This window comes from Paenibacillus sp. NPDC056579, assembly GCF_042793215.1.
GTDB lineage: Bacteria > Bacillota > Bacilli > Paenibacillales > NBRC-103111 > Paenibacillus_S.
The window spans coordinates 685994-711218 of record NZ_JBHTVD010000003.1 but is presented as its reverse complement, the minus strand read 5'-3'; the positions used below and the strand labels follow the sequence as shown (position 1 = coordinate 711218).

Annotated in this window: 20 protein-coding genes, 1 pseudogene and 1 other annotated feature; of the genes and pseudogenes, 19 read left to right on the top strand and 2 right to left on the bottom strand. The window is 51.8% G+C overall.

Features of this window, described 5'->3' with window-relative positions; all coding sequences use genetic code 11:
- Nucleotides 1-334 precede the first annotated feature (334 nt).
- From speD to hemH, 10 genes are all read left to right on the top strand, one after another.
- A complete protein-coding gene (speD, locus tag ACFQ88_RS15830; RefSeq protein ID WP_239627619.1) occupies nucleotides 335-736 on the top strand; it encodes an adenosylmethionine decarboxylase in 402 nt (133 codons plus the stop codon).
- Nucleotides 737-876: 140 nt separating this feature from the next.
- Complete coding sequence (locus ACFQ88_RS15825) at nucleotides 877-1404, top strand: S-adenosylmethionine decarboxylase (protein WP_379454731.1); 528 nt, start codon at nucleotides 877-879, stop codon at nucleotides 1402-1404.
- Between the two features lie 167 nt (nucleotides 1405-1571).
- Complete coding sequence (hemA, locus tag ACFQ88_RS15820) at nucleotides 1572-2969, top strand: glutamyl-tRNA reductase (protein WP_379454730.1); 1398 nt, start codon at nucleotides 1572-1574, stop codon at nucleotides 2967-2969.
- Between the two features lie 15 nt (nucleotides 2970-2984).
- Nucleotides 2985-3809 (top strand): cytochrome C assembly family protein, encoded by an 825-nt coding sequence (locus ACFQ88_RS15815; protein WP_379454729.1) that lies wholly within the window; start codon nucleotides 2985-2987, stop codon nucleotides 3807-3809.
- A 32-nt stretch (nucleotides 3810-3841) separates the two neighbouring features.
- Nucleotides 3842-4543 carry a precorrin-2 dehydrogenase/sirohydrochlorin ferrochelatase family protein gene (locus ACFQ88_RS15810; RefSeq protein WP_379454728.1) on the top strand — a complete coding sequence of 234 codons (702 nt, stop codon included), beginning with the start codon at nucleotides 3842-3844 and terminating at the stop codon, nucleotides 4541-4543.
- A 56-nt stretch (nucleotides 4544-4599) separates the two neighbouring features.
- Nucleotides 4600-5538, top strand: coding sequence for a hydroxymethylbilane synthase (gene hemC, locus ACFQ88_RS15805; RefSeq protein ID WP_379454727.1), 939 nt, complete (start codon nucleotides 4600-4602; stop codon nucleotides 5536-5538).
- A 6-nt stretch (nucleotides 5539-5544) separates the two neighbouring features.
- Entirely contained in the window at nucleotides 5545-7077 is a 1533-nt protein-coding gene (cobA, locus tag ACFQ88_RS15800; RefSeq protein ID WP_379454726.1) for a uroporphyrinogen-III C-methyltransferase, read from the top strand.
- A 43-nt stretch (nucleotides 7078-7120) separates the two neighbouring features.
- A complete protein-coding gene (hemB, locus tag ACFQ88_RS15795) occupies nucleotides 7121-8110 on the top strand; it encodes a porphobilinogen synthase (protein WP_379454725.1) in 990 nt (329 codons plus the stop codon).
- A gap of 202 nt (nucleotides 8111-8312) precedes the next feature.
- Nucleotides 8313-9383, top strand: coding sequence for a uroporphyrinogen decarboxylase (hemE, locus tag ACFQ88_RS15790; protein ID WP_379454724.1), 1071 nt, complete (start codon nucleotides 8313-8315; stop codon nucleotides 9381-9383).
- Between the two features lies 1 nt (nucleotide 9384).
- Entirely contained in the window at nucleotides 9385-10326 is a 942-nt protein-coding gene (gene hemH / locus ACFQ88_RS15785) for a ferrochelatase (RefSeq protein WP_239627602.1), read from the top strand.
- 87 nt (nucleotides 10327-10413) lie between these two features.
- Here the strand turns inward: hemH and ACFQ88_RS15780 are convergent, their stop codons facing one another.
- Nucleotides 10414-11076: a Crp/Fnr family transcriptional regulator gene (locus tag ACFQ88_RS15780; RefSeq protein WP_379454723.1), complete on the bottom strand. Its 663-nt coding sequence runs from the start codon at nucleotides 11074-11076 to the stop codon at nucleotides 10414-10416.
- A 103-nt stretch (nucleotides 11077-11179) separates the two neighbouring features.
- Between ACFQ88_RS15780 and hemL the strand changes: the two genes are divergently transcribed.
- Complete coding sequence (hemL, locus tag ACFQ88_RS15775; RefSeq protein WP_379454722.1) at nucleotides 11180-12478, top strand: glutamate-1-semialdehyde 2,1-aminomutase; 1299 nt, start codon at nucleotides 11180-11182, stop codon at nucleotides 12476-12478.
- Nucleotides 12479-12640: 162 nt separating this feature from the next.
- Here hemL and ACFQ88_RS15770 read toward each other — a convergent pair whose 3' ends face one another.
- On the bottom strand, nucleotides 12641-14281 hold the full coding sequence (locus ACFQ88_RS15770; protein ID WP_379454721.1) for a phosphodiester glycosidase family protein: 1641 nt from the start codon (nucleotides 14279-14281) through the stop codon (nucleotides 12641-12643).
- Between the two features lie 241 nt (nucleotides 14282-14522).
- Here ACFQ88_RS15770 and ACFQ88_RS15765 point away from each other — a divergent pair, with 241 nt between their 5' ends.
- From ACFQ88_RS15765 to ACFQ88_RS15730, 8 genes and pseudogenes are all read left to right on the top strand, one after another.
- Nucleotides 14523-15398 carry an RluA family pseudouridine synthase gene (locus ACFQ88_RS15765; protein ID WP_379454720.1) on the top strand — a complete coding sequence of 292 codons (876 nt, stop codon included), beginning with the start codon at nucleotides 14523-14525 and terminating at the stop codon, nucleotides 15396-15398.
- Between the two features lie 104 nt (nucleotides 15399-15502).
- The gene (locus ACFQ88_RS15760; RefSeq protein ID WP_379454719.1) at nucleotides 15503-16606 is read left to right on the top strand and encodes a LysM peptidoglycan-binding domain-containing protein; all 1104 of its coding nucleotides are present in this window, start codon (nucleotides 15503-15505) and stop codon (nucleotides 16604-16606) included.
- A 173-nt stretch (nucleotides 16607-16779) separates the two neighbouring features.
- Nucleotides 16780-17076, top strand: a binding site (T-box leader).
- Between the two features lie 147 nt (nucleotides 17077-17223).
- Nucleotides 17224-19896, top strand: coding sequence for a valine--tRNA ligase (locus tag ACFQ88_RS15755; protein WP_379454718.1), 2673 nt, complete (start codon nucleotides 17224-17226; stop codon nucleotides 19894-19896).
- Nucleotides 19897-19901: 5 nt separating this feature from the next.
- On the top strand, nucleotides 19902-21290 hold the full coding sequence (locus ACFQ88_RS15750) for a bifunctional folylpolyglutamate synthase/dihydrofolate synthase (RefSeq protein WP_379454717.1): 1389 nt from the start codon (nucleotides 19902-19904) through the stop codon (nucleotides 21288-21290).
- Nucleotides 21291-21297: 7 nt separating this feature from the next.
- Entirely contained in the window at nucleotides 21298-22680 is a 1383-nt protein-coding gene (gene murC, locus ACFQ88_RS15745) for a UDP-N-acetylmuramate--L-alanine ligase (protein WP_239627588.1), read from the top strand.
- Between the two features lie 212 nt (nucleotides 22681-22892).
- On the top strand, nucleotides 22893-23117 hold the full coding sequence (locus ACFQ88_RS15740; protein ID WP_239627585.1) for a DUF1450 domain-containing protein: 225 nt from the start codon (nucleotides 22893-22895) through the stop codon (nucleotides 23115-23117).
- Between the two features lie 52 nt (nucleotides 23118-23169).
- Nucleotides 23170-23676 (top strand): annotated as a pseudogene (locus ACFQ88_RS15735) (ferritin).
- A gap of 102 nt (nucleotides 23677-23778) precedes the next feature.
- On the top strand, nucleotides 23779-25158 hold the full coding sequence (locus ACFQ88_RS15730) for an SPOR domain-containing protein (RefSeq protein ID WP_379454716.1): 1380 nt from the start codon (nucleotides 23779-23781) through the stop codon (nucleotides 25156-25158).
- Nucleotides 25159-25225 lie beyond the last annotated feature (67 nt).

The window sequence follows — 25225 nt, the reverse complement described above, 5'->3', positions numbered from 1 at the left end:
ACGATGAAGAAACTTTTTCGGGCCGTATTGTCCGGAAAAGTTTTTTGTTATTTCGGCCCATATAAGCGCTGTGCATTCACCTGGGACAAGTGTCGTACATATGTTAGTCATTGTGTGAGCTCTCGCAAAAAAGAAATATAGGTGAATGGTAAAAAAAAGTATTGCATTTCTACCGAATAGATGTTATTTTTATTTTCGTTGAAAACAAAATAGGAACCAGGATTCACTCAGGACATTGAATGTTGCGAGAGATTATTCCCTCGAGAAGTGAATGACGTAGGTCCTAGCGGATGAAATTTTCAAACATTTTATTCCTAGGAAGGGGGACCGAAAGATGGAATACTCAACTTTCGGAAGACACGTTGCTGTTGATACTTGGGGAGTCGATTTTGATCTTCTCAACAATGCAGAATGGTTACAAGCTCAAATGGTAGAGGCTGCGGAGGCATGTGGAGCGACGGTGATGTCGGTTCAATCCAAGCAGTTTGAACCACAAGGTGCAACAGTGCTAGTATTATTGTCGGAAAGTCATCTCTCCATTCATACTTATCCTGAGAAGGGTTTTGCTGCTCTGGACTGTTATACTTGCGGCGAAACGGTAGATCCTCAATTGGCTATCGACTACATGATTTCCGTGCTCAAGCCGGAAACTGCTCATGCCAAGAAGCTGGTTCGGGGTATGGGCGAATTGACAGTCGAAACGCCGGTAATCAAGCAAGCTCAACTAACAAAATAAACTCGTAATGAGAATGATAACCGCGGATATAATCCGTGGTTATTTGTTTATATGCTTCCCCATACAATGTTCATGACAAGCTTGCATGCATCCGTCAGGACGGAGCTGCTTGCACCAGCATGGGCATGGGAGGAAAGCTTATGAAGCGGAAGCCGAATATAATAATATACGTGATCGTTGCTTTTTTAATCATTTGGCCGCTATATCAAATTATCGGAATGGTGCGGGGGCACTCGGAGACGGAGGACGCCGGCAAGCTCCTGTATCAGGTATCGTTGTTTCAGATGGAGCTGTTAAGCAGCTCACTGCACGATGTAGATAAAGCCAAGGATACGAATTCGCTGAATCCGCTAAGGCAAGCCGTTTACACCGCGAGCTTCACTCACGAGCATTTGGTTCAGGCTTATGGCGCGAAGAAATTGAGGCCGCTCGAAGGCTTATCTCAGCTGATGCAGTATTTGCTGCGGCTGCAGATAGGCGGACAGCGCGCCTTGAAGGGCGAGGAAGTGCAGACGTTGACCGAGAGCCGAAGGTTGTTTGAAGAGATTTATGACGCCTACGGCAAGCTGATGTCATCCGGCGGGAGTATGGTATCTTCGCAAAATAACCGGCTGGTCAAGGCGGATAAAGAGATGGTAGAGCTGCTCCGCAAGAAGCTGCTTCAATAAACTGGAATGGCAGCCGTATAAACAAGCTGAAAAATGCTGAAAATAAGGGAAATAGTGTTGATTGATAAACATCTCTTTCACATATTATACAAAAAATTTGTCGGAGAAGCTCGTCATTGTATGCTATAATGATTTCTAGATTATTGAGGAAGGCAGGTGGACACCCAATGCATATCGTAGTGGCGGGCTTGAATTATCGGACAGCACCGGTGGCGATTCGTGAGAAATTCACATTCGCCGAAAGCGACCTTGAACTGGCGTTGAAAGAGCTCAAAGAAACGAAAAGTGTAATGGAATGTGTCATTGTGGGCACCTGTAACCGGACGGAGCTTTATGTCGTAGTGGATCGGGAGCATTTGTGCGGTCATTATTTGCGCGGATTCATAGAGAAGTGGTTCGGCGTTCCGCGCGAACAATTCAACAAGCACTTGTACATTTATGAAAATGAGAAAGCAATCGATCATCTATTCCGGGTTACATGCGGACTTGATTCTATGGTTATCGGCGAAACGCAAATTTTGGGTCAAATTCGCGATTCCTTTTTACTGGCCCAGCAATCGAAAGTAACTGGGATTATGTTCAATACGCTCTTTAAACAAGCGGTCACTCTGGCGAAGCGGGCTCATACCGAGACGGGCATCGGCGATAATCCGGTATCGGTCAGCTATGCTGCGGTAGAACTAGGCAAACGGATATTTGGCAGCTATGATCATAAGAAAGTTATGATTATCGGCGCAGGGAAGATGAGCGAGCTTACCGTCAAGCATTTGTACGCCAACGGAGCGGATAAGGTCATCGTGGTGAACCGGACGTTAAGCCGCGCGCAAGAGCTGGCAGGGAAGTTCCAAGGCGTCGCGAGCTCGATGGACAATCTGCTGAAGTATCTCGAAGAAGTCGATATTGTGATCAGCTCTACCGGATCGGCGGATATCGTGCTGACCCGTGAGCAGGTTGCCGCGGTGCTGCAAAAACGGCGTTCCCGTCCGTTGTTCATGATCGATATCGCCGTGCCGCGGGATCTCGATTCGGCTATCGGCGAATTGCCGAATGTGTTTCTGTACGATATAGACAATCTGCATTCGATTGTTAACAATCACTTGGAGGAGCGCCGTAAAGCTGCGGTCGTCATTGAGAGGATGATTGATGAAGAGATGGATGCATTCGAACAATGGACCCGTACGTTGGGCGTAAGTCCTCTAATTCAAGCGCTGCAAACCAAAGCCAGTGCGATTCATGACGAGACGATGGACAGCTTGATGAAGAAGCTGCCGGATCTTGATGAACGCGAGCTGAAGGTAATCCGTAAATTAACCAAAAGCATTGTCAATCAAATGCTGCGGGATCCGGTAATCCGGATTAAAGAAATGGCAGCCGAGCGCGACGGGGAAGAAGCGTTGGACTATTTCACCAAAATTTTTGCCTTGGAAGAGCAATTGGCTGAACAAGAGCGAGCGGAGCAAGCGGCTGTCCGTCAGCAAGAAGCTACCGATGCTCATGAGCGCTGGAGGGAAGACCTGTTAACGAAAGTATCGATGCAGGCTGTCGATGCCTTGGCTAAAACGTAGTTCGGGAGAGGTGCCATGGTCGCGAAAAGCTGGTTATACGATGCCATTATTTATATATATGCCCTGAGCCTGCTGTTTTACTTCTCGGACTTTGTCGGTCCGAACCGAAGTGCGAAACGGATGGGGACAGGGTTGCTTTCTTTTGTATGGTTATTGCAAACGGTCTATTTGGTTCTTAGTATCGTGTTTCATGACCGTTCTGCAGCGTTTTCGATGTTCGAAACGCTGTTTATGCTATCCTGGCTTCTCGTAACGGTCTCGCTCGTAGTGAACCGTTTTTTTCGTATCGAGCTGTTTGTATTTCTGGTCAATATATTGGGGTTCACCGTATTGGCGCTTAACTTTTTCAGCAACCCGAAGGTTTCTCCGACATTGGATTCCTGGGAAATCAACGATGAGGTACTGTTCATTCACATCAGCTTTTCTATCGCAAGCTACGCTGCATTCGTCGTTGCTGCCGTATTCTCCGGCATGTATTTGTTTTTGCACCGGCAGCTGAAGGAGAAGAAATGGTCTAAGCTGATGCAGCGATTGCCGAGCCTGGACAAGACGGATCATTATTCCTTTGTTTCCGTTGTCATAGGAACGCCGCTTTTGATGTTCGGCATGTCGCTCGGGGTCGTATGGATCTCCTTGGAGCATGACCTGTCGCTGTTTTTCGATCCGAAGGTGATCAATTCCTGGTTCGTGCTGCTGGCTTACGTGTTTTATTTGTTTCAGAGGGTGCTGCTGAAAACACCGGGCTACAAGCTGGCGCTTTGGAATTTGGCTGCATTTTTTATCATGGCTCTCAATTTCGTATTTGCTAATTTTTACTCCTCGTTCCATCAATGGTCTTAATCGCAGAGGACGAAGAGGCGGTGAGGTTCGCGATGAAATCAAAGAATTACTATCCGTTAATGCTGGATTTGCAGGACAAGCCCTGCGTCATCATTGGCGGAGGTGCCGTGGCGGAACGGAAGGCGGAGTCGCTGATCGAAGCGGGAGCATCGGTAACCGTGATCAGTCCGGTATGTACGCACAAGCTGGTCCAGTGGGCCGAGTCCGGCGTGCTGGAAGCGGTGTATGAAACGTATCGAACGCAAATGCCGCAGGTGCAGCAGGCGGTGCTTGTTTTTGCAGCGACCGACCGGCCGGATATTAATGAGGCTGTGCGTTTGGAAGCGGAAGCGTTGGGCAAGCTGGTGAATGTGGCCGATGATGCGGAACGCAGCGGATTCATCGTCCCGGCAGCGGTAAGAAGAGGCAGGCTGCTGCTTGCCGTATCTACAGCGGGTGCGAGTCCTGCCGTTGCGAGAAAAGTAAAGCAGGAGCTGGAGCGGTCGTTCGGCGAAGAGTACGGGGAGTACCTCGAATTGTTGCAGGAGCTGCGCTTGATAGTTCAGCGCATGGTCTCCGACACCAAGTTGCGCCAAGAGATGTTCCGGCGAATGCTGGACTGGGAGCTGCTGCCCTGGATACGTTCAGGAGAGCTCCAGGCGGCCGAGAAGGATGAGCTGATCCGCCGGATCGAGCTGGAGCCGACACCCGAGACCATGGAACGGATCCGTACTTGGATCCAACATCATACATAAGCCATAAAGGTTATATAGGAACTGTATTGCATTGACTAACAGAGGAGGCGGACTGCATGCGAAAAATCGTCGTAGGCACGAGACAGAGCGCGCTGGCGCTAACGCAAACAGGACAAGTCGTGGAGCAATTGCGCGAGCTGTGCAAGCAGCTGGGGATCGAGTGCGAATTTGAATTGAAAAAGATCGTAACCAAAGGGGACCGGATCTTGGATGTCACCTTGTCGAAGGTCGGGGGCAAAGGCCTGTTCGTCAAAGAGATCGAGCAGGCGCTGTTCGACGGTGAAATCGACATGGCGGTTCACAGTATGAAGGATATGCCGGCAGAGCTTCCTGAAGGGCTCGTTGTCGGAGCGGTTCCGAGACGGGAGGATCCCCGGGATTGCTTAATCTCCAACGGGGGGCTTTCGCTTGACGAGCTTCCGCAAGGTGCCAAGGTCGGCACAAGCAGCCTGCGCAGAGCTTGCCAGCTGCAAAACCACCGCCCCGACTTGAACATCGAGTCGGTTCGAGGCAATATCGATTCGCGTCTGCGCAAGCTGGAAACCGAAGGCTTCGACGCGATCATGCTGGCAGCCGCCGGTTTACACCGGATTGGCTGGCAGGACCGCATCACCGCGTATTTATCAGCGGATGTATGTCTTCCCGCCGTCGGCCAGGGAGCTCTGTGCATCGAGTGCCGTGGCGACGATGAGTTCGTACTCGGCCTGCTAAAGCGCTACAACCATGAGCCGACCGCATTGGCGGTTGCTGCTGAGCGCAGCTTTCTTGGCAGGCTGAACGGCGGCTGCCAGGTGCCTATTGGAGCCTATGCCGTCCTTGGGGACGAAGCCGGCAATCCGGTCGTTACGCTGACCGGTATGGTAGGCTCACCTGACGGCAAGACCATGCTAAAGGAAACGATGACCGGCACGGATCCCGATCAGCTTGGCACGATGGTTGCCGATGCTTTGATCGGCAAGGGTGCTGTAGACATATTGGCCATGGTGAGGGGTTGAATCGAGTTGAGTAAAGGCGTTGTATATCTCGTAGGAGCTGGGCCAGGGGATCCCAAGCTCATTACGGTACGGGGACTGGAGGCCATCCAGCGTGCAGACGTCGTCGTGTACGACCGTCTGGCGAGTCCGCGTTTGCTTAAACATATGAAACCGGAAGCGGAGAAGATTTTCGTAGGAAAGCTTCCTGACAAGCATATGATGAAGCAAGGGGAAATCAATCAGCTGCTGGTCGATTTGGCGCTGCAGGGTAAAGTGGTTACCCGCTTGAAAGGCGGCGATCCGAGCGTATTCGGACGAGTAGGCGAAGAAGCCGAGCTGCTGGCCGATCATGATATCCCGTTCGAGATCGTTCCGGGGATTACCTCCGCGATTGCGGTTCCGGCCTATGCCGGTATTCCCGTCACCCATCGAGACTTTACTTCATCCTTTTCCATAGTAACGGGACACGAGTACCCGAACAAAACATACAGCAGCGTCAACTGGGACAATTTGTCCCAAGCATCAGGCACGCTGATCTTTCTGATGGGGGTCGCTAATCTGGAGTCTATTTGCCGTCACTTGATAGATGGAGGCAAATCTCCGGGTACCCCGGTTGCCCTGATCCGTTGGGGAACCTGGATGGAGCAGGCTACGTTAACGGGCACGTTGGACGATATCGTCGACAAGGTTAAGACCGCCAATTTTCAATCTCCGGCTGTCATTATCGTCGGGGATGTGGTCAAGCTTCGCGACAAGCTGGCTTGGTTCGAGAAGAAGCCGCTATTCGGGCGGCGCATTCTTGTAACAAGAGCCCGCAGTCAGTCCAGCAGTCTGGTACAGCAAATTGAAGAGCTGGGCGGAGAGGCGGTTGAGTTTCCGGTCATCCGCACTCAGTCTCCAACGAAGCCGGAAGCGCAGCAGGCTTTGGACCATGCGCTCGGACGGCTGGACGAGTTTGCATGGGTTATTTTCACCAGCGTCAACGGAGTCGACTACTTCTTTGAACGCATCCGGAAACATCGCATCGATATCCGCAAGCTTGGCGGTGCACGCATCGCAGCGGTCGGGCCGAAGACGGCGGACGCCTTGGAGCAGCGGGGGCTCATGGTTGACTTGCTGCCGCCTAAGTTTCAGGGGGACGACTTGCTCGCTTCCATCGAAGGCGAAATGAAAGCCGGTCAGAACGTGCTGCTCCCGACCGCCGATATTGCCAAGGCGTATATTCCTCAGCGGCTTAAAGAAATGGGACTGAACGTTACCGAAGTGGACGTGTACGAAACGGTGCCGGATACAACCGGCGGTGCGGAGGTCATTGAGCTGCTTCAGCAGCAAGCGATATCGGTAGTCACGTTCACCAGCTCATCGACGGTGTCGAACTTGCTAGTCGCTTTGAAGGAGCTTGGCGTAGAGAATCCGCTAGAGCTGCTTCAGCCATGCCAGATCGCCTGTATCGGTCCGATGACCGCTCAAACGGCAGAGGAAGCCGGCCTAACCATAGATTATGTAGCGAAGGAAGCGACGGTCGAGTCGCTCGTTCACAGCTTGTATACGCAAAAATAACATTCCATACCGAGACTATATACAGGATGAGGAGGAAACTAAGATGAGTTTTCCAATCGTTCGCAATCGCAGATTGCGCAGCTCCAACGCTTTACGCAACTTGGTAAGAGAGACAAGCCTGTCGGTTCATGATCTGATCTATCCTATTTTTGTAACGCATGGCTCTCAAGTCAAAGAAGAGATCGGCTCCATGCCGGGCGTGTATCATTTTTCGCTGGATTTGCTTGAGCAAGAATTAAAAGAAGTGACGGAGCTCGGCATCCAGGCTATTATGCTGTTTGGAGTGCCTGAACATAAAGACGCTCATGCGACATCCGCCCACGATGCGAATGGCATCGTTCAGCAGGCGACTCGCCTCATCAAACAGTGGTTCCCTGAGCTGCTTGTCATCGCCGATACGTGCCTGTGCCAATTTACCGATCATGGGCATTGCGGCGTCGTTCATTTCGACGAGAAAAAACAGCGTGCGGAAATTTTGAACGATCCTTCCCTGGAGCTGCTGGTCAAAACGGCGGTGTCCCAAGCGGAAGCGGGAGCCGACATTATCGCACCTTCCAACATGATGGACGGCTTCGTTTATGCTATCCGTCAAGGACTTGACGAGGCAGGGTACGATCAAGTGCCTATCATGTCGTACTCCGTGAAATTTGCTTCGTCCTACTACGGTCCTTTCCGTGAAGCGGCTCATTCGACTCCGAAATTCGGAGACCGCAAAACGTATCAAATGGATCCGGGCAATGCCCGCGAGGCGCTGCGTGAAGCGGAATCCGACGTCGTTGAAGGCGCGGACTTCCTGATGGTGAAGCCGGCTATGGCTTACATGGATATCATCCGTACGTTGAGAGATCAGTTCGATCTTCCACTGGTTGCGTATAACGTGAGCGGGGAATACTCGATGATCAAGGCTGCCTCCTTGCAGGGCTGGGTGGACGAAAAGTCTATCGTTATGGAAACGATGATAGGCTTCAAGCGTGCAGGCGCCGATCTGATCATCACGTATTTTGCTAAAGATATCGCCGGATGGCTTAAATAAGAGAGCAGGTTTCCTGACTTCGATCCAAATAATGGAGCTTTTCTTGCTGACTGCGGTTGGATGAAGAGCTCCTTTTTTTCGGGTGGAGACCGCTCTTGTCATACTTTTGTCGGATTCTGCGACGGGCAATCAGTTGTTAGACAATGCCAAATAGGGCATAATGTTAGTAGATCATAGGACTTACGGAAATGAGGTTAATTCAATGAGCTATAACGATGCATTCCTTAGAGCGTGTAAAAAACAAGATGTGGATACGCTGCCGGTCTGGTATATGCGCCAGGCGGGTCGTTCCGATCCGGATTATCGCAAAATCAAAGAGAAATACAGCTTGCTCGAAATTTGCAAGCAGCCTGAGCTCGCAGCGGAAGTTACGATGATGCCGGTGAAGAAGCTGGGCGTGGATGCAGCGATTTTGTATTCCGACATTATGAATCCGGTTGCTTCCATCGGGGTCGATTTTGATATCGTCAAGGACGTAGGTCCGGTTATCCACAATCCGATCCGAACGGCTGCTGATGTAGCCAGACTTCGCCCGATTCAGGTCGAGCAGGATTTATCCCATATTATTAAAACGATTGAAATTTTGGTCGCCGAGCTGAAAGTTCCGCTGATCACCTTTGCCGGAGCGCCTTTTACCATTGCCAGCTATCTGGTTGAAGGAAGACCGTCCAAATCGAAAGATTATTTACATACGAAAGCTCTAATGTACGGAAACCCTGATGTATGGTTCCAGCTGATGGATAAGCTTGGCGATATGATCATCACGTATTTGAAGGCGCAGATCGCAGCGGGCGCGAAGGCGGTTCAGCTGTTCGACAGCTGGGTGGGAGCGTTGTCCCCAAGAGATTTTCAAACGTATGTGCTGCCTACGATTACAAGAATTTTTGCCGAGCTGAACCATCTGGATCAGCCGAAAATTTACTTCCCTGGCGTTAGCTCAGGAGAGCTGCTGCCTCATTTGTCCGGTATCGAAGCGGATGTTATCGGTTTGGACTGGCGCGTGCCTATAACGGAAGGGCGCAAAAGAGTCGGGTCGCGCTTTGCGATTCAAGGGAATTTGGATCCTACCGTGCTGACCGGGCCGATGTCGCTTATTCAGGAGCAGGCTAAAGCCATCATCGATCAAGGAATTCAACAGCCGGGCTATATATTCAATCTGGGACACGGCGTGTTCCCGGAAGCGTCCATCGATAAGCTGCGTGAATTGACCGAGTTCATCCATGCATACTCGAAAGAAGCCATAGCCCAACAAAGACTAGGAAGTGGTGTCTAAAATGACAAAACAGCGAATCGGCGTCCTCGTCATGTCCTATGGAACACCGGAAAGTCTGGATCAGGTTGAGGCCTATTATACGCATATCCGCCGCGGAAATCCGCCAAGCCCCGAACAGCTGAAGGAGCTGACGGACCGTTATGACGCTATTGTGGGCGGCTTCTTCCCGCTGAGAGAAAATACGAACAAGCAAGTCCAGGCATTGGAAGACAAGCTGAATGAGAGCCATCCGGACTATACGTTCGTATGCTATCAGGGATTGAAGCACGCTTCTCCGTTCATCGAGGACGGAGTGGAGCAAATGGTCAAGGACGGCATTCAACAGGCTGTCGGCGTCGTGCTGGCGCCTCACTATTCGATTATGAGCGTTGGCGGATATATCAAGCGCGCACAGGACAAAGCCGAGGAGCTCGGAGGCATCGATATCCGCTTTGTGAAGAGCTATCATCTCCATCCTCAGCTGATCGAAGCATTATCCAGCCGGGTTACGGAAACGTTGAAGCGGTTCGGCGATACACCGAAGGACGATGTTCGCGTACTGTTCACGGCCCACAGCCTGCCGGAAAAAATATTGGAAATGAGAGATCCTTATCCGGATCAGCTCATGGCTACCTCCAAGGCGGTTGCGGAAAAAACCGGGATCGTCAACTGGCAGTTCGGATGGCAGAGCGCAGGTCAGACGGCGATGCCGTGGCTCGGACCTGACATTTTGGATGTGCTTCAGTCGTTAAGCACGGAGGAACAGGTAAAGCATGTGCTGGTTTGTCCGATCGGGTTCGTTTCCGATCATTTGGAAGTGCTCTACGATCTGGATATCGAGGCGAAGAAGGTAGCGGCGGAGCTGGGAATGCATTTGGAGCGGACACCGTCTCTTAATACCGATCCGCTGTATATGGAAACGTTAAGCGATGTAGTCTATGAGCTTTGCGGGAATAAGCAGTAATAGAGGAAGCTGCCTTGCCAATCCGTTCGATGAGAAGGACCGGCAGGGCAGCTTGACTTTCATTTCATGAAGCCGGTAATGGAGGGATTAGGCTCTTAATTTGGCTAAATCCAGCTTCATTTCATGACCCGGCATCGTAATGATTTGTTTTTCCTGGAGCTCGCGAATCACTTGGATAAGTATCGGCTTCTGAACACCGGCCATTTGAGACACTTCATCATAGTTCAAGGTCATTTTGATCGTGATGGTGCTGCCGGTGCGGATGCCGTTTTTATTGGCCAGCGTTATCAGGCTTCGAATGACTCTGCTTCTTGCATCCAAAAAGGTAAGATCGTGAACATGCTGGTTCGATTCTCTCAGCCGGGTGCTCAGCTCCTGCATGATACCTAGCGAAATGTCAAAATGAGTCTTTAACAGCGTAATGAAGTCCTGCCCCGATATCGATATCAGCACGTTGTCTTCCAGCGTCCTGGCGGTTGCGGAACGAGGCTTGCCGTCGATAAGGGACAATTCTCCGAAGCTGTCTCTGGGCTTCATTAAGGAAAGGATCTTTTCTTCTCCGGTTGAGCCTGCGGTATAAATTTTGACGGACCCGCTATGTACAATATAGAATACCGAGCCGAGCTCTTTTTCGTGAAATAGAACGGTTCCTGTTTTAAACGACTTTTTGGTGCAAATGCCGGATATCGACTCTAGCTGATTCATGTTCAATCTAGAGAATAGCGGTACCGTATGTAAGAGTTCGATCATAAAGTTTCCTCGCTTTGAAGGATGATAGGTCCGTGGTCCCGAATATTATATCTTGCTGAGTAGAGGTTTTACAAGCCATATTATGGTAAAGGATGGTTGCGAAATGAGCTTGCGCAAACGTGCGGACGAACGGTCTGCCGAAGCTTTTGCCGAGGCGAAAGAAGTCATACCTGGAGGGGTGAACAGTCCGGTACGCGCTTTTAAATCCGTGGGACTGACACCGCTGTTTATGGAACGGGGATCAGGCTCCCGGGTCTACGATATCGACGGGAATGAGTTCATTGATTATATCGGCTCCTGGGGTCCCTTGATCGTCGGACATTCCCATCCTGACGTCGTGGAGGCCATTAAGAAGACGGCGGAGAGCGGATCCAGCTATGGGGCTCCGACGTTGCTGGAAACGAAGATGGCGAAGCTCGTCATCGAGCGTGTTCCATCCATTGAAATGGTACGTATGGTGAATTCCGGTACGGAAGCGACCATGAGTGCTCTGCGGCTGGCAAGGGGCTATACGAAGAGACAAAAAATATTGAAGTTCGAAGGCTGCTATCATGGGCACGCGGATTCGCTGCTGATCAAGGCCGGTTCCGGCGTTGCGACGTTGGGGCTTCCCGACAGTCCGGGAGTACCCGAGAGCGTAGCGGTTAACACGATCACTGTGCCTTACAACGATCTTGAATCGGTTAAGCTGGCATTTGAAAAATTCGGCGAAGAAATCGCCGCAATCATCGTGGAGCCTATAGGCGGCAACATGGGTGTCGTGCCGCCGCTTCCCGGTTTCTTGCAGGGCTTGCGTGATGTAACGACCCGTTACGGCAGCTTGCTCATATTTGACGAGGTTATGACCGGCTTCCGGGTCGGATTGCACAGCGCGCAGGGGCTGTACGGCATTGATCCGGACCTTACCTGTTTAGGCAAAATCATTGGCGGAGGATTGCCGGTAGGCGCCTACGGCGGTAAGCGGGTTATCATGGAGCACATGGCTCCGAGCGGCCCGATTTACCAAGCCGGCACCTTGTCGGGCAACCCGCTGGCTATGGCTGCGGGATACACGACGCTTCAGCTTTTGGGACAGCCGGGCGTATATGAAGAGCTGGAACGGAAAGCGGCTCGTCTGGAAGAAGGCTTCACGGCGAATGCCCGTGAATTAGGCATCGCCAGCACGATCAACCGGGTCGGTTCGATGATTTGTCCGTTCTTTACGGATCAACAAGTTATCAATTATGAAACGGCCAAGACGTCCGATCTGGGACGCTTCAACCGTTACTTCGGCTCCTTGCTCGATTTGGGCGTAAGCATCGCCCCATCCCAATTCGAGGGTATGTTCGTATCAACGGCACATACCGACGAGGATATTGAAGCTACCATTGCTGCGCACTACGAAGCGTTGAAAAGGCTGTAGGCTATAAAATAGAGAGGCGGATGTTCGCTGCATGCGGGCATCTGCCTCTCTTTGTTTAAAGGCTGCTCTGGCAAAAGAAAACGCCCCTCGGTGAGAGGGGCGACGCTTACCTATGTAACACCTGGTCGACTTGGTTTGTTAGACGACGGTATTCAAGAGAATCTATTGCTGCTGGCCGCCGGTACCGCTTCCTGCTGCAGGGGTCGGCGTCGGCTTTGGAGTCGGAGTTCCTAGTGCATCAGGAGTGTTTCCTGATGCACCAGGCGCTCCGGCTGAGCCTCCGTTGTTGGCTTTCGGCGGCTGGGAGGTACCGTTGTTCCCGTTCTGCGGTTCGTTACCCGGCTTAGGGGTCGGGGTCGCAGAAGGAGTCGTTATCGGCGTTGATGTCGGTGTAGGCGAAGGTGTCGGTTTCGGCGTCGGCGTTGCTGCACCTTCATTGCCGGTTGTGTTACCGCCCGTCGAAGGCTTATTCGGATCCGGCGTACTGTTGCCCGAACCATTGTTGTGCCCCGGCGTAGGTGATGGTGTCGGTGTCGGCTTCGGTGTCGATCCCTTATCCGATGACTCTTTCGTATCGGAATCATTGCTGCCGGTTGTTCCCTTGGAACCGTTCGTTCCGGTATCCGTCTTTTTCGGTGGCGGCGTTGGTGTAGGTGTCGACGTAGGCGTCGGATTGTTTTTCTGCTTCGCCTTTAGCTCAGCCTGCTCTCTCAGGAAATCAGGGTGGTCGTAAGAGCCGCCGGCATCAATCTTGTCTACGCCGTCCCATACCCGGTTGGCGACCGCGCTATCGGGATCGTCATACACGAGAAAAGCGGACGGCAATCGGCGTTCGCCGTATCGGCTGGACGGCTTGGTGACGACTTCGCCGTTCACAACCAGCTCCGAGGAGGCGCCGCCATCCAGGAAGCCGGCATTGACTACATCATCTTCCAGGAACATATCCTGAATTTCTTTTAACGTTGCGCCTACGCTGTGCACCTGTCTTCCGTCTACGACGATAAAAATGACCGTACCGTCGGCCTTTTGGCCAACCGCCGTCCGTGGAGCGCGGCTATTGTCGTTGATAGGAAGCGGCTTTCCGTTGGCGATAACGCGCGGATAGAAGGATGCAGCCTCGGAAATCCCCATTTCTTCCAATTCAAACATATCATATTTACCGATTACGAGAGTTCCGTCTTTGGTAAAGCCGACGATATGCTGCTTAACGCTGCCGTCTTGGTCCGTGAAGATGATGTCCCCGCCGGAAATAATGGCGCCGATGGCGGCAAAGCCGTTGCCGAGCCCCTCCGGATCGGTGAATCCTCCCGCATTGACACCGGCAACAGCGCCGGTTCTTTTGACCATGGAGCTGATGCGCTCTCCTTCGCCGGACTTTTCGGGAGTCATAATGCGAATCGACTTCGGATCGAATACATACATCCGTTTGCCTTTCCACAGCTTGCTGGAGATGTCCTCGACTTTGATCAGCTCATCGATCGATCTGTTCTTGCGGGTGGCGACAGGCTTGATAAGATTCATATTTTGTTTCTCGAGAGCATTCTCTTCCACGTTTGCATGGAGCTGCCTTACCAGATCGTCCCTTTTTTCCGGACCGACGAACATCCATGCCCAATCCCGATGCTGCGTAATGATAACCGTTTGGGCCATCCAAATGCGAATTTCCGTTCCGGGGCCGGTCAGAAACAAAAAGCTCGATGTTAGAAAAGTAAGAAGTGCGATCATCATTAATAACTTCTTAAGCAAGCTCCAATTGCGGAGCTGCTGTGCGGTCGACTCGAACCATTGTACGGCAGTGCTCACTTGGTTCACTCCTGTTATAAAAATAAAAAGCATTCACGTTTGCAACAGTGCACGTTCCCATGCCATCTCGATTTGTCGGGCAATTAGAACCTGGACATAACTCTATTATTCTACCATACTCTCTATCGATTGGATAGCAACAGAACGGGCTGAAAGTCTTATAAACTTTGAGCTTGCACGGACATTTTGCTACAATTGAGAGCAATGTAAAAACGCAAGTTGGAGAAGGGGCATATACGCAATGATTCCTTGGCAGAGAAAAGGGGAATGGCTGGAATTGAGACTTCCGCAACCGCTCGAATCGGAGTACGAGATTAAGCGGTACCTTCGCCTTTCGGACAAATATATCGGAGCTTTGATCAAAACCGGCGGATTTTCCATGAAAAGCGTCCGGGTGCGGCTGCGCTTATTTCCTAATGAACCGCTACACTATATGTCGAATTGGATGCCTGTAGAAGTGCTGTATGAGGATGATTTTTGTCTCGTTGTCCACAAGCCGGCAGGGATGAAGGTGCACGGCGAAGGGGGAGGCCCTAGTAAAGAGCCCACGCTGTCGGATGCGGTGGCTGCATATTACGAAGCCAGCGGGCAGCAGTGCAAGGTCCGGCACATTCATCGTCTGGATGAGGATACGACCGGCCCCGTGCTGTACGCGAAGTATGAATGGCCGCAGCTTGTACTGGACGAAGCGATGAGAGAGAAGAGGATCGATCGGCGCTATGCGGCTATCGTACAAGGGCGTCTTCCGTCGAAAGCCGGTACCATCGACGCTCCTATCGGCCGGGATCGGCATCATGCATCAAGAAGGCGGGTGTCGCCGACCGGGGAGAGGGCGGTTACGCATTATGAGGTCTTGGAGCAATGGCGGGATGCAGCTCTCGTCGCACTTCGGCTGGAAACGGGGCGGACGCACCAGATCCGGGTCCACCTGAGCCATCTCGGTGCTCCGATTTGGGGCGATGCGCTGTACGGCGGAAAGCGGGAGCTTATCGGCCGGCAGGCATTACACGGGGAACGGCTGCTCTGGGATCACCCGCTTACAGGCGAGAAGCTGGACATTGGCTGTCCTTGGCCAGCCGATATGACCAGCCTATATGAAGCTGTGAAAAAAATATAGTCATGCTCCTCCCACGCAAACCATATAATTCTATAGACAAGTGAAACTGACCATCTGCACGATGCGGTTTGCGAGACTAGTTTTACGAAAGGGAGGGCAATACATTGGCTGAACAGCAAAGCGGATTACGATTTGATATCTATGAGCGGGTGCATTTGTCGGAGGGCGTGGCAGGGATCAAGGAATTGGAGGGCGTGGAGCTCGTACCTCACATCCAGGTGCTCCCTTACGGAGAACAAGCATTGTTACGAGGTAATTTGCTCTTATCCGGGACGTATGTGGACGAACAGGACGCAGCGAACCGAACGTTGGAGCATCTCATTCCAGTGGAAATAACGCTTCCCATGAATCGCGTTCACCGGATGGAGGATATTGCAGTCGAGATTGAAAATTTCGATGTGGAGCTGCTCTCCACAAGAAGTTTGAATATTACCGGCGTTTTATCACTAAACGGACTGGAAGCCATTTCCTCTTTTGCCGGAGATAGCTGGCAGCAGGCGGAGGATGAGGTTGTTTTCGTCCATGAAAACAGAGAGCAGCAGCTTCCGGAAGAAGTGACGTTTGCGGCGGCGGAGCCAAACTTTCAACCGAAAGACCCATGGGCATCTCCAGCCTTGGCCTATGCCGCAGCCAATCCTCTCCCGGATTCAGAAGCGGCTGAACCGAATGTTTCGGAGGAGCGTCACGAATCATGGACAGCGGCGGAAAGCGGCTCGCTTGCTGCTGTGAACGCCTCGGAGTCAGCTTCGGATGAAGCAGAGAATGAATCCGAAGAAGCAGCAGAGACGAGCGGTACCGCCGAGACATCGGCTTTCCAGGCTGAAGCGTCTGAAACCGTGACTGCCGAAGATAAGAAAGAGATGAAAATCGCGTTTGGCAAAAAGAACGAAGATACGTCTCCGAAGCCTATCGGACTGACCACCTTGCTCCAAAGCGCAGTCTCTTCCAAAGTAGAGACGCGTCCGGAGGATGCTGAGCCGGCGCCGGAGAGCGACAAGTCCGAGAAGCTGGAGTGGAAGAGGCTTCTGAGCGGACCTAAGCATGAGCAGAAGGAATTCAAGCGTCTGCGCCTGTGCATCGTACAGAAGGAAGAGACTCTCGAATCCATTGCGAAGCGTTATGATTTGAACCCGCGTGAGATCGCGCTGTTCAACCGTCTCGGTGAAAGCGACCTGTCGGAAGGGCAGATCGTCTATATACCGAAATAAAGCTGCTGCGTTTATTCAGCGGCAAAATAAACGCCGTCTACACCTCGAGCTGCCCGTTTTCCGGGTTTGATCGGGGTGTTTTTTGGTTATAATGAGGACATCAGCTTGTTATTAGGCATCAATCGTATTGACTCTGCGTGCAATGTTGTTTATCATAGGAATGATTACACATGTTAACAACTTGGAAAGGGAATAGTAGGCAGCCAACCCTTCAGAGAGCGGAATTGTTTCGCTGAAAGATTCCGCAGGATGTAACTGACCGAAGTCGCCCCGGAGTTGCAATGTTCAAGGTATCGATGACGCGGATACACGTAGACATTGCCGGCTGCAGCCGTTATCTGTTGAGTGCCGCATAGCGCCGTTGCATTATAACGCACACCTTCCGGTTTGGACCGGAGGGGAGCAGGGATAACAACGCACTTTTGCGGAATAAAGGTGGTACCACGGAAGATAATCCTTTCGTCCTTTGCGACGGAAGGATTTTTTTATTTGGAGCAAGCATGTTCTGTTCCTGCATGTAGCCGGAGACGCCCCGAAGCAATCTCCTCATTCTTGTCGAACTTATTGGAGAGTAACGGCGACGTTTCCATTCTTAATCAATTGGGAGGTCCATAGCCATGGAAGAAACAAAAACAACGCAAACGCAAGCGACGACTTCGATGCCAACCACTTACGATCCGAAAGAAGCGGAGCGCAAATGGTACGATTATTGGCTGAAAGGCGAATTTTTCAAAGCAGGTCAGCGCCAGGACGCTGAAACTTATACAATCGTTATCCCGCCGCCGAACGTTACGGGAATGCTTCATATCGGTCATGCTCTGGATTGCACGCTGCAGGATATCGTAATCCGCACCAAACGGATGCAAGGGTACGACGCGCTGTGGTTGCCTGGCTCCGACCATGCCGGGATCGCTACGCAAACCAGAGTCGAGCAGAAGCTGCGCGAGGAAGGCGTAACGCGCTATGATCTGGGCCGCGAGAAATTTCTCGAAAAAGTATGGGAGTGGAAGGAGCATTACGCGGAATCGATTCACCAGCAATGGGCAAAAATGGGTTTCTCGCTCGACTATTCCCGCGAACGGTTTACACTCGACGAAGGATTGTCCAAAGCGGTTCGCCACGTGTTCGTGACGCTCTATGAAAAAGGCTTGATCTACCGCGGAAACTATATTATTAACTGGGATCCGGCAGCCCGCACGGCGCTTTCGGATATCGAGGTGGAATATAAAGAAGTTCAGGGGCACTTGTATCATTTGCGCTATCCGGTCAAAGACAGCAGCGAATCTATCGTAGTGGCGACAACCAGACCGGAAACGATGCTGGGCGATACAGCCGTTGCGGTACATCCGGAGGACGAACGATATAAGCACCTGATTGGCACAATGCTCGTATTGCCGATCATCGGCCGTGAAATCCCTATCGTTGCCGACGAGTACGTTGAGAAGGATTTCGGAAGCGGCGCCGTAAAGATTACTCCTGCGCACGATCCGAACGACTTTGAGGTAGGCAAACGCCATGATCTGCCGCAAGTACTGGTCATGGATGAAACGGGCAAAATGAATGAAAATGCAGGCAAATACAACGGCATGGACCGTTTTGACTGCCGCAAGCAAATTGTGGCTGACATGAAAGAGCTCGGCGTTCTCGTGAAAATCGAGGATCACGTGCATCAGGTAGGCCATAGCGAGCGCAGCGGTGCTGTCGTTGAGCCGTATTTGTCCACACAATGGTTCGTTAAAATGAAGCCGTTGGCCGATCAGGCGATTGCTGCTCAGAAATCCGAGGGTCGCGCCAACTTTATTCCGGACCGCTTCGAGAAAACATACCTGCACTGGATCGAGAACATTCGCGACTGGTGTATTTCCCGTCAGCTTTGGTGGGGACACCGCATTCCGGCATGGTACTGCGACGATTGCAATGCTATGCACGTATCCATGACGGACTTGTCAACATGCTCCTGCGGCAGCACGAACCTTCGTCAGGACAACGATGTGCTGGATACCTGGTTCAGCTCCGCACTGTGGCCGTTTTCCACGCTGGGCTGGCCGGAAGAAACCGAGGATATGAAACGGTTCTACCCTACAAGCCTGCTTGTAACCGGATATGATATTATCCCATTCTGGGTATCGAGAATGATCTTCACCGGACTGGAGTTTACCGGCCAAATGCCGTTCAAGGACGTTCTCATCCACGGTCTGGTTCGCGCAGCTGATGGACAAAAAATGTCCAAGTCGCTAGGCAACGGGGTCGACCCTCTGGAAGTCATCGAGAAATATGGCGCGGATGCGATGCGCTTCATGCTGTCCACCGGCTCCACACCTGGTCAAGACCTGCGTTTCCGCTGGGAGAAGGTCGAACAGGCACGCAATTTTGCCAATAAGATCTGGAACGCATCCCGCTTCGTGCTTATGAACTTGGGCGATTTCCAAGCGAAGGATATCGATCTTAGCGGACCTCTCGGAACGGCGGATCGCTGGATACTGCACCGCCTGAACGAAACGGTTCGCGAAGTAACGCGTCTTATCGATTCCTATGAGTTCGGGGAAACCGGACGTGTCCTGTACGACTTTATTTGGGATGACCTGTGCGACTGGTATATCGAGTTCAGCAAGCTGTCCTTGTATGGAACCGACGAAGAAGCGAAGAAAACGACGAAGTCCGTCCTGGCCTACGTACTGGACCGCACTCAGCGTTTGATTCACCCGTTCATGCCGTTTATTTCCGAAGAAATCTGGCAGCACTTGCCGCATGAAGGCGACACGATTACATTGGCCGAGTGGCCGAAATATGAAGCCCGTTTTGAAGCGGCGGACGCTGTTGGCGAAATGGGAATGCTGATGGATATTATCCGCACCGTTCGCAATATCCGAGCGGAAGTGAACGTGCCGATGAGCAAAAAGATCGAGCTGCTGGTCAAGCCGGCCGGAGACGATGCGCACGCGATTTTGAAACGGAACGAAGAGTACGTTCAACGTTTCTGTAACACGGCGCTGCTTGAAATCAGCCTGAGCGTGGCTACTCCGGACAAAGCGATGACCGGTATCGTAACCGGAGCGGACCTGTATTTGCCGCTGGCGGGATTGATCGATATTTCCCAAGAGGTGGCACGCTTGGAGAAGGAGCTTCAAACCCTTCACGGAGAGGTGGAACGGATCGAGAAGAAGCTTGGCAACGAAGGCTTCATTGCGAAAGCTCCGGCCAAAGTCATCGACGAGGAAAAAGCGAAGCTGGCCGATTACGCTGACAAGCGGGATAAAGTCAACGCCCGTTTGGCAGAGCTGAAAGGGTGAGCACGATGAGCGATACGAGAGCGCAACTAAACGAAGCCGCAGCAGGCGCATTCCAAACCGCAGCGGAGGCGATCGATTGGATCGTTCATTTAATTCCTTTCGGCATTAAGCCGGGTCTCAAACGGATGGAGCAGCTCATGGAGCTGCTCGATCATCCGGAACGCCGCCTGAAGTTCATTCATGTGGCAGGGACGAACGGCAAAGGCTCGGTATGCGCGTACCTGACCGAGGTGCTGAAGCAGAGCGGATACGATGTAGGAACGTTCACTTCACCTTATATACAGAAATACACGGATCGGATTCGGCTGAACGGCGAAAATATCGCTGATGAAGATTTGCTTCGAGTTGTTAACAAAATCAAACCGCTGGTTGATGAGGTGGCTGCTTCCGATCTGGGGCAGCCTACCATGTTCGAAGTGTCCACTGCGGTTGCCATAGAATATTTTGCCCATGTAGCCTATCCGGATTTTGTCGTATGGGAGACGGGAATGGGGGGCAGACTCGATTCTACCAATGTCGTTACGCCTCTAGTATCGGTCATTACGAATATCGGTCACGATCATATGGAAATATTGGGAGATACGATAGAAAAAGTAGCTGCGGAGAAGGCGGGCATTATCAAAGCCGGCGTCCCGGTAGTCACAGCGGTTAATCAGCCGGAAGCGCTGGAAGTGATCGAGCAAACGGCCAAGGGCAAGAACAGCACGCTGTATAGCAACGACCGCCAGTTCCGCTATGAGCTGGTAGCATCGGCGGAAGACGAGCAGACGTTCAACTTTTACAGTCCGTTCCGCAACATCCCGAAGGTAGGCATCAGCTTGAACGGCAGCCACCAGCTGCAAAACGCAGCCGTAGCCTTGATGGCGATTGAGCTGCTGCGCCAATATTACGCTTTGATCGTAGAGGATGACGTGCTGCTGCAGGCGATGCGGGATACGAAATGGGCAGGACGGCTGGAGATGATCTCGAGCTCTCCGCGCATTTTGATCGACGGGGCGCATAATCCTGAAGGAGGGGCTGTACTAGCACAGGCACTCCGCGAAACTTACACATACAATAAACTACATTTTGTAATGGGTATGCTATCGACAAAGAATCATTCCGAATATTTGCGGCATATACTACCACTGGTGGATACCCTCATCCTTACCGAGCCGGATTGGCATAAAAAAGAGGATGCTGCCAAGCTAGCCGAGCTGGCCAGAACGCTTTGTCAGGAGATCGATCGTAAGAACGTGGACGTGATCGTGGAACCGGATTGGAAGGCGGCGCTGGAGCTGGTCAAAAGCAGAACGGCACAAGACGATTTGGCCGTAGTTTCCGGCACGTTATATTTGATAGGCGATGTGCGTTCCTGGATCTTACATCAATCCGATTCTGAAAAAGGCTGGTGAGAGCAGCGTGAATACATCTGAGCGTATCCATTTTATCGGTATCGGCGGGTATGGCATGAGTGCCATTGCCAAGGTGATGCTGGAAATGGGTTACCAAGTTTCGGGATCCGATTTGGCCCGGCAGGAGCTGACGGAGAAGCTGGCGGCTAAAGGAGCTCAAGTATTTATCGGCCATGAAGCCGAGCATGTCAAAGGGGCTGACGTCGTCGTCTATTCGACGGCTTTGTCCAAGGATAACGTGGAAATGGCCGCAGCGGAGCAATTGAACATTCCTATTCTTCACCGCTCCCAAATGCTCGGCAGGCTCATGAACGCCAAGAAGGGCATCGCGGTAGCGGGTGCTCACGGCAAAACGACGACGTCGTCGATGATTGCTCTGGTGCTGGAGCAGTGCGAGAAGGATCCGACGTATATTATCGGCGGAGAGATTATGAATGTGGGCAGCAACGCCAAGGCGGGACAAGGGGACTGGGTAGTAGCGGAAGCGGACGAGAGCGACGGCTCTTTCCTGCAGTATCATCCGTATATCGCCCTTGTCAATAACATTGAAGCGGATCATTTGGAAAACTACAACGGCGATTTTGAAAACTTGAAAAAGGCTTACGCCCAATTTTTAAGCCAAGTCAAAGCCGACGGCAAAGCGGTAGTATGCAAGGATGACTCTTATTTGCGTGAGCTTATTCCTACGATTCAAAGCGAAGTCATTACTTACGGCATTGAGAACGATGCCGATTATATAGCCCGCAACATCGATTTGGGTGACCGGAAGGTGCACTTCGAGGTCGTGAGTAAGGGTGTTCTGCTGGGTACCATCGGCTTGTCCGTACCTGGAAGGCATAACGTCTACAATGCGCTTGCAACGCTGATTACTTGCATGGAAGCGGGGCTGACGTTCCAGCAGGTAGCGGACGCGATCATCGATTTTCGCGGTGCGAAACGGCGGTTTCAAGTGCTCGGCGAAGTGGACGATATTCTCGTCATTGACGATTATGCTCATCACCCGACCGAGATTGAAGCCACGATCAGCGCAGCCAAATCGACAGGTAAGAAGATTATCGCCGTATTTCAGCCGCAGCGCTACACGCGCACGTACTTCCTGTTCGAGCAATTCAGCAGGGCATTCTCCGAAGCCGACGAGGTCATCATTACGGACATTTATTCTCCGGCGGGAGAGAAGCGGATCGAGGGGATATCCTCGGATAAGCTCGTAGAGCTGATTCGTCAGAACAGCAATGCGAATGTCCGCTACATTCCGACCAAGGAAGAAGTGCAGGCGGATTTGCTCGCTCGTGTGAAAAAAGGCGATCTGATCATCACGATGGGAGCAGGGGATATTTGGAAGGCAGCGGACGGATTGGCCAAAGCTCTCAAAGCCCGTGCGGGACTTTAATAGCAAAGAATGATAAAAGAACTGTGTGCAGATAAGGAGCTATCCGTTCTGGCGCGGTTCTTTTTCAGATACATAAGATTCGCTTGCAGTAGCAGTAGAAACCTGGACTAGCCGTACCTTCTCGCTACCTCAGTGTTCCGCATCTCTGTATTGACAATGATAATGATAACTATTATCATTTGAATGGAATATAGGGAGAGAAGGGAAGGCTTATGAAGAAGATCAAATACTGCTGCCGCAATTTTAAGCATGGCTCCAAGAGCGTATACAAGACGATGAAAAAGATGTTTCCCGATATTAAGCAAAAGAAGAAGGACTGCTTGGGAGAATGCAAGCTGTGCTCGAAGACCTGTATGGTCATGATAGGGAAGTCGAAAGTCGTCTGTGCGTCTTCAGCCGATAAGCTGTATGACGAGCTCTTGGATTTGATCGGGTAAATCTTCAGGGCATCTACAGATCGTACCTACATACGGGAAAGGTTGTGTTTTTGTGTTAAACGATGCATTAAGCCAAGCTCTCAACGAACAAATGAACTTCGAATTCTATTCCTCCCACGTCTATTTGGCTATGGCAGCGTACTGCTCCGGTGAAAGCCTGGACGGATTCGCAAATTTCTTTATCGTTCAGGCGGAAGAAGAACGGTTTCACGCGATGAAAATTTACAAATATCTGAACGACCGGGGAAGAAGAGCCACGCTTAGCGGCATGGAACACCCGAACAATGAGTATAAATCGGTGCTCGATGTATTCGAGCATGCCTAACATCATGAGCAAATCGTTACCAAACGGATTTACGATTTGTCCGATATTGCGTTGAACGACCGCGAACATGCGACGATCCATTTCTTGAAATGGTTTATCGATGAGCAGGTGGAGGAAGAAGCGATGTTCGACAGCATCGTGCAGAAGCTGAAACGGATCGATAAGGACAGCAACGCCTTCTTCATGCTGGATACCGAATTCTCCCAGCGCGTATTTACACCTCCGGCTAACTAAAATTCCGGTTTTACAGCCATGCAGCTGATACAGCTTGTTCTAATCGTCTACTCTCTCTCATAGTCTAGTAATACGATAATTGGACAAAGGGAGAGAAGTAGAATGAACAACAAAATGACCTTTCGATTTGATCATAGCCAGGGACGCAAACGCGGATCGGAACGGTCCGTGAAGGAAGAATCCAAGGTGATCCCGCTTCACGTCGACGAATACAAGGTGGTCGAGCCGCCGGCCAAGGACGACGATGCGATACTGATTAAAGAATGGGCTACGCCAAGCATGCAGGAGACGCCGGCGCCGGCGGCGGACGATACGAATGGTTCCAAGCAGCCGGCAAAACCGGTGCTCGTCGACGCCCAGCCGTTAAATCTGTATACGACGGATTACGGCGGCTGGCAGAGCTCTTTTGATACGGAAACGAACCGGGTGGAACGAATCATTCGTGAATCGGGCGGACGGAATACGGATATGGAAACCGGCTACATGCGTCAGCCGGACGAGCAAGATTCCCGCGATCCGCACCGCGACGAGCCGACGGAGCCGTTAAGGGATCACCGGTGGTACGTTCCGGAGGAGCCTGTCTACATAACGCATCCGAGAAAGCCTGCCACCTCGTGGATCAAAATTGCAACGTCGGTAGCGGGAGCTATCGTAACGGGCATCGCATTCGGTTTCTTCGTGCTCTCGATGTTCTCTTCGGATTCTACGGACAAAGGCAGCAACGTCGTGCCTCCGGGCCAGAACAGCACGGCGGGAACGGCGCAGACGCAGGGTGCGGTGTCCGGACAGCAAGGCGCCAATGCAGGTGTTGCAGCTCCGGTGACGGCCCAGTCGGGAACAGCGGCAGCCAGTGCGGTGAATATTCCGGCCAAAACGTACAGCTTCTTGCAAGGCGGCGTATTCAGCACGGTCCAAAGCGCAGACGCGGCGATTGCCGATTTGAAGAAAAAAGGCTTCACCGGTGTGCGTGACAGCACCGACAAATTCCCTGTGTATGTAGGGATGACCATGACTCGCGACGAAGCGCTCGGGTTAACGGAGAAGTTCAAGCAAAGCAATGTCGAGGTACTCGTAAAAAATGTGGAGCTGCCAGCCGTTACCAAAATGAAATGGAACGGGAAGGCGTCCGATGCACTCCCTAACTATATTGCTCAGGGCGACAAGCTGCTGCAGTCGATGACACCCTTGACCGTTCAGCAATTGTCGGTCTCAAAGCCTGCTGCGCTGGATGCAGCGGCGTTGCAGTCGGTCAAGACGGCCCATCAGACATGGACCGGTCTCTCCTCGGCAGCGTCCGAAGGGCTCGCGGAAGACGCAAAGGCGGCGATTCAGAAGATGAATCAGGCCATGAATACGGCTGTCGTCTCCTTGGACGAATTTAAGAAAAATGCCGCACCGTCGCTGATGTGGCAGGCTCAAAGCTCGCTGATGCAGTTTGTGGTGGCGGAAAAAGAGCTGCGCAAAGCGATTTCGGTGCAATAGCAATATCGCGCGCGCATTGCGCGCAATATACAAGAAAGCCTGGTGGTCCTCCACCAGGCTTTTTCTT